The sequence below is a fragment of the uncultured Maritalea sp. genome (assembly GCF_937139385.1).
In the GTDB taxonomy this organism is placed as follows: domain Bacteria; phylum Pseudomonadota; class Alphaproteobacteria; order Rhizobiales; family Devosiaceae; genus Maritalea; species Maritalea porphyrae_A.
Map to the genome: position 1 here is coordinate 1 of NZ_CAKZPW010000031.1, position 5416 is coordinate 5416.

The window sequence follows — 5416 nt, forward strand, 5'->3', positions numbered from 1 at the left end:
TTGAAGGCCGCGCCGCTGAAGCTGGCCTGTTTGAAGCCTATAAACTTGGGGTGGGCGACCCTGTTGCGCTTTCTGCTGAGCATGGTCTTGGCCTTGCCGACCTTTATCACATTGTAGCAACGGCTATTGAAGCGGCCGCTGAAGTGCTTGAGGAAGGCAAAGAAGAGTTTGAGAAGGCCGTCGCCCAGCTCGACGAATCCATGATGCCAGAAATCAACGTGGAGTTGGACGAAGACGGCAAAGGCGTTGAAGACGGCAAGGGCACATATGACCCAACGCGTTTCCTAAACGTTGCGATTGTTGGCCGCCCAAATGCCGGTAAATCAACCCTGATCAACAAAATGGTTGGCGAGGAACGTGTGTTGACCGGTCCCGAAGCCGGTATCACCCGCGACGCGATTATGGTGCCGTGGGAATGGCAGGGCCGGACCATCAACTTGGTGGACACCGCCGGTATTCGCAAGCGCGCCAAAGTGCAGGAAAAGCTCGAAAAGCTTTCCGTGGCCGATGCGCTGCGCTCCATTCAATATGCCGAAGTTGTTGTGCTGATGCTCGATGCAACAGTGCCGTTTGAAAAACAAGATTTGCAACTTGCCGATTTGGTGGAACGCGAAGGCCGTGCCTTGGTGATCGCGCTCAACAAATGGGACTTGGTAAAGAACAAGCAAGAACACCTCAAAGACATGCAAGAATCATGTGAGCGTTTGCTACCACAGCTTAAAGGCGTGCCGCTGGTTACGCTTTCTGGCCTGCGCGGCAAAAACATCGATCGCTTGATGGAATCGGTGCTAAAGGTAGAAAAGACTTGGAATTCAAGGATTTCCACCGCCCGCTTGAATCGATGGTTGATGGAAAAGACCGAAAGCCATCCACCCCCAGCGGTTTCCGGCCGCCGCTTGCGCTTCCGCTATATGACCCAAGCCAAAACCCGGCCACCGAGTTTCATCATCTTCTCATCGCGCCCAGATGCGGTGCCAAAATCTTACGAACGCTACCTGACCAACGGTCTGCGCGAAGCCTTCAATTTGGCTGGCGTCCCCATCCGCATGTGGTTGCGCGGTGGCGATAACCCTTATCACGATAAGGAAAAAGCGAAGCGGTATTAGGCGGTTGACCGGTCTAATATTCTTGCCAACTTTAGCCGTTCACGTTATGTTCTCATGTGAATCGTTTGAGAAAGACCGTGTCGATGTCTAAAATTGCCTTATTGCTCACCCAAGGTTTTGCTGATTGGGAATATGCCCTAATTGGCGGAACCGCAGGCCCGTTTTACGGGCTTGAAGTTCAATATTTCACTCCAGTTGCCGGACAAGTCCGCTCGCAAGGCGGCTTAAGCGCACAGGTTTCTGAAAACCTAGACAACTTGCAAGACTGGCAACCAGACGCACTTGTTGTTGTAGGTGGTATGATCTGGACGACGGATCAATCGCCGGATATCCGAAACCTGCTCAACCAACAACACTCTAGTGGGACTGTGGTCGCTGGAATTTGTGGCGGAACCCTCGCGCTGGCGCGTGCTGGCCTGCTAAATGAGGGGCCGCACACGTCTAATGATCTAGATTATCTCACTCAAAATGCACGGGACTATGCGGGGACTGAACACTACCTCAAAAGCCCGTCCGCAGTCTCAGCGAACCGTATTATAACTGCCCCCGGCACCGCTCCCGTAAGCTTTGCCGCCGCCGTCTACGATAGTATTGGCATGGATCAAAGTACAATCGCGCAATTCAAAGCCATGATGGCCGCTGAATTTGGGTCAGATCTGAACGCTACCTGACCAACTGTCTACGGAGAAGCCTTCAATTTGGCTGGCGTCCCCATCCGCATGTGGCTACGCGGTGGCTATAATCCTTATCACGATAGGAAAAAGCGAAGTGGTTTTAGGCTGGGTTTTTGCCGAAATCTAGTTTGGGGGGCCTCAAACCCGCTGTGCAAACGCTGCCGCAAATCCACTGCCGATCAACCCAAACGCCGAACCAAACTTCAAGGTTTGCTGTCCGCCACGGCTTTCAAACAGCAGTTTGGTGTGCGATGCCAAAACGGCGATTATGGAAAACATCACAAACACCATGCTCAGGAACAAAGGCCCCAGCAACATCAATTGCGGCCAAAAGGCTTGGTTGGGGTCAATAAACTGCGGGAAGAAGGCCACAAAAAAACCGATGGCTTTTGGGTTGAGCAGCGTGGTGCCCAGCCCTTGCAAGTAGGGTGAAGCTGACGCTTCAGCTGCCGCAACATCCACATCTGCGCTCGCCCGCAATTGCTTGATCCCAAGATAAATCAAATATGCAATGCCCGCCCATTTCACCGCGTTAAACAGCAAAACCGAACTTTGCATCAACGCCCCAAGGCCCAACAAGCTAAGCGAAATCAGAATTGTATCGGCGGAAATCACCCCGGCGCTGTACTTTATCCCCGCCATTGCCCCACGTCTGAGGCTGACGACCAGCAGCAGAATAATCGATGGGCCCGGTGAAAGGGTGATGACGATGGTCGCAATGATGAAGCCTAAGAGCATTTTGCTGTCTCCGTTGTTCCTCATGCTGACACGAGTTTAGCGGCTTGAGAAATTCATTTTTTGGATGTGGCATCACAAGAATTGATGACGGCAGCCTGACTATCACTTTCACACATGCTTAGTTCCTCCATCGTCATCCTCGGGCTTGACCCGGGGATCCATTTGGCTGTGCTGCTTGTCGCAACGTTGGTCACATACAGGCAGCTTTACCCCATGCCGATTCATCATGGACCCTCGGGTCAAGCCCGAGGGTGACGAGAGGGATATGGAAGAAGTTGACGAGCGAGGCAAAGACGAGGGCAATGCGCAAGATTACTTCCTGCCCGTTATCCCTGTGTAGGCAGGGATCCAGGCCGGAGCAAACCAAGAGTGCCTTTCCTAAGGATGTTCTCTCCTGGATCTCTGCCGATATCCGGGATGACGCGCGGGGGAGTGGTAGTGTTGGCTGTTCAATGATTGCTTTGCCCACCAAGTGCAGGGCCGAACCCGTTGTGCTGCAGTATGGTCCCGCATCAAGTGCGGGACGGTGCAAGTTGAAACCACATCACCCACACTTGATGCGGCGTCTAATGATCCAAACGCAACACCCAACCTCATGGAGAGCCTGTCGAACCATGAATGCTGTGCTGTGCGGTTCATCCTTCGACAAGCTCAGGATGAGGGCAATGCGCAAGTTTGCATCATGGGAGAGACAGCGCACGTTGAAACCACATTTCCCGCCCGTACCGCCCCGCACTTGATGCGGGGCCATTTCAGCTCAAATACGAAAAAACTTATCCTCCCCCAGAAAACACATGCCAATATTATCGCACCTGAGTTTGAAGCCGTGCAGATCACTGACGAGTGAGGGGCGGCGAACAGAGGCCCATAATCTGCTCACTTAAAATGTGCGCAGGAACGGCTAAAGTTCAAAACTCAGGGGATGGCTGAGCAACAAGACGTTTGTTGTTCGCACGAATTGAATTTGACCAGTCCGACACCGAGGATAACCGTAAACCGCTGGTGGTTTGATGACCATCCGAAACTTTTGACAGGCCGAGCAGTCAATGCTTCATCACGGCTCTGTGGCGTTGGTAAGGGGATAAAAGGGTTTAGCACCCCGGGTTGAAATCAATTCGTGCAGCGGTCATTTGCGCGAGGCGTTTTACGTCTCCTCATTCACTACCCTATTCGAGACGAAAAACCGCCTCGCGCCTTGCAAACTCGATCAGCTCCGCGAAGAAAGTTCGGCGGAGGCAAACCCGCAGGTGCCATAAACGCGATTGACCAAAATCTCCACCAAGCCTAAGGTTCGTGCTTTACCATCCCATTTCGAGGTTCCTCAAATGACATTCGCAACCCTTGCGACATATTGTATTGCGCTTGCTATTGCAGTGGCCATTCCTGGCCCTGGCGTTTTGGCGCTGATTGGCACGGCCCTTGGTGGCGGCTTAAAACGCGCGATGCCGATGATCATCGGGATTGCATTTGGCGATACAACGTGGTTGGTGATGGCCGTTTTGGGGCTCGCCGCCATTAGTGAAATCTATGCGGAAGCGTTTACCGTTATTCGCTATATTGGCGTTGCCTATCTCTTGTTTTTGGCGTGGAAGTTTTGGACCAACACATCCGAACTCAAAGCCGATGAAGGGTCGTCAAAACGCTCTGGTTTTGCATCCATGCTAAACGGTTATTTGATCACCATGGGCAATCCCAAACCAATGTTCTTCTATTTGGCTTTGGTGCCAGTGCTTTTGGATTTGAGCGCGTACGGCGCAGGTGAACTATCAATCGTTGTTGTGGCGACATTCTTTATTCTTGTGACGGTTTTGACACCATATGCGTTACTGGCATCAGGCGCGCGCGAATGGCTTAAGTCTTCGCGCGTTTATAAAATCATGAACCGCACCGCCGCCGCGCTGATCGGCACTGCCGCCATCGTGATCGGGCTGCGGGCGCACTAAAATGGCCCGTGTGCACGTTGAGTGGGGCGAACGGGCGCTCGACGCTGACGCGCAAACGGCGGTGATTGTTGATTGCCTCAGCTTTTCGTCAGCCCTCAGCGTGGCTTGTTCACGCGGGGCAACCGTCTACCCATTTGGGTTGCGCGACGGGGCAAAACGCTTTGCGCAATTGCTGGATTTACAAATTGTTGGCAAGCGAAAAGGGCAAGGTCTGTCGCTTTCGCCACCTTCGTTGAACCAGCTAACAGAGGGGCAACGCATTGTCTTGCCCTCGCCAAATGGCTCCAACCTGACGCTGTTTGCGCGCCAAAAACATGTGTTGAGCGGCGCGTTGCGCAATGCAAAATCCGTCACAGAAGTCGCACAGCGCTTGGGCGAGAATGTGATCATTGTAGCAGCAGGCGAACGTTGGCAAACAGACGGCTCATTGCGCCCTGCATTTGAAGATTGGATCGCCGCAGGTGCAATCGCTTCTTATTTCAGCGATGGGTGGGACTTGAGTGCCGAAGCAAAACTTGCTGTTGCCTCATTCCAATCCCTTGCTGGAAATCTATATGACAGCCTTGCTGATTGTCTATCTGGCAAAGAACTAATCGAGCGCAGGTTTGTTGAAGATGTGGAATGGGCCGCGCAGCTGGATGTGAGCGACGTTGTGCCCACTTTAATGCGCGAAGCGCGCACCTATCGTGAGATTGGTTTGAAAGGCAATGATGTACCCTCAGAAACTGTCTTAGATATGCAAGTTTGCCGGTACGAAAGTCGTTGATTTATTCAAATTCACAGTCGTAAAAGCCGCGCTCAATATTGATCGCACCGCCACCATCAAGACAGGAATCAACAATCAACCACCGCTCAATATGCATGCCCAGCCAAATACCAAGACACAAAAGGATCACGCCACCAAAGACGAACCCAAAGCGCTTCATAATGGCCGATAAGCATCTGTGCGAATGTC

General features: G+C 52.5%; 7 protein-coding genes. 5 read left to right on the top strand and 2 right to left on the bottom strand.

What is annotated here, in order from left to right:
* Both der and Q0231_RS01385 read left to right on the top strand, forming a co-directional pair.
* Window positions 1-1106: ribosome biogenesis GTPase Der (gene der, locus Q0231_RS01380; protein WP_299344053.1), on the top strand; the 1106-nt coding region annotated here is incomplete at its 5' end.
* Window positions 1107-1189: 83 nt separating this feature from the next.
* Window positions 1190-1777, top strand: coding sequence for a DJ-1/PfpI family protein (locus Q0231_RS01385; protein WP_299344071.1), 588 nt, complete (start codon window positions 1190-1192; stop codon window positions 1775-1777).
* A gap of 141 nt (window positions 1778-1918) precedes the next feature.
* Here the strand turns inward: Q0231_RS01385 and Q0231_RS01390 are convergent, their stop codons facing one another.
* Complete coding sequence (locus Q0231_RS01390) at window positions 1919-2518, bottom strand: LysE family translocator (protein WP_299344057.1); 600 nt, start codon at window positions 2516-2518, stop codon at window positions 1919-1921.
* 526 nt (window positions 2519-3044) lie between these two features.
* Here Q0231_RS01390 and Q0231_RS01395 point away from each other — a divergent pair.
* From Q0231_RS01395 to Q0231_RS01405, 3 genes are all read left to right on the top strand, one after another.
* Window positions 3045-3365, top strand: coding sequence for a hypothetical protein (locus Q0231_RS01395; protein WP_269392135.1), 321 nt, complete (start codon window positions 3045-3047; stop codon window positions 3363-3365).
* Between the two features lie 478 nt (window positions 3366-3843).
* Entirely contained in the window at window positions 3844-4461 is a 618-nt protein-coding gene (locus Q0231_RS01400; protein WP_299344062.1) for a LysE family translocator, read from the top strand.
* Between the two features lies 1 nt (window position 4462).
* Complete coding sequence (locus tag Q0231_RS01405) at window positions 4463-5227, top strand: 2-phosphosulfolactate phosphatase (RefSeq protein ID WP_299344065.1); 765 nt, start codon at window positions 4463-4465, stop codon at window positions 5225-5227.
* A gap of 1 nt (window position 5228) precedes the next feature.
* Here Q0231_RS01405 and Q0231_RS01410 read toward each other — a convergent pair.
* A partial coding sequence (locus Q0231_RS01410) for a hypothetical protein (RefSeq protein WP_299344068.1) occupies window positions 5229-5416 on the bottom strand: 188 nt, incomplete at its 5' end.

Coding starts and splice junctions, on each gene's coding strand:
- Q0231_RS01400 (WP_299344062.1), top strand. CDS start 3,844: ATGACATTCGCAACCCTTGCGACATATTGTATTGCGCTTGCTATTGCA.
- Q0231_RS01405 (WP_299344065.1), top strand. CDS start 4,463: ATGGCCCGTGTGCACGTTGAGTGGGGCGAACGGGCGCTCGACGCTGAC.
- Q0231_RS01385 (WP_299344071.1), top strand. CDS start 1,190: ATGTCTAAAATTGCCTTATTGCTCACCCAAGGTTTTGCTGATTGGGAA.
- Q0231_RS01390 (WP_299344057.1), bottom strand. CDS start 2,518: ATGCTCTTAGGCTTCATCATTGCGACCATCGTCATCACCCTTTCACCG.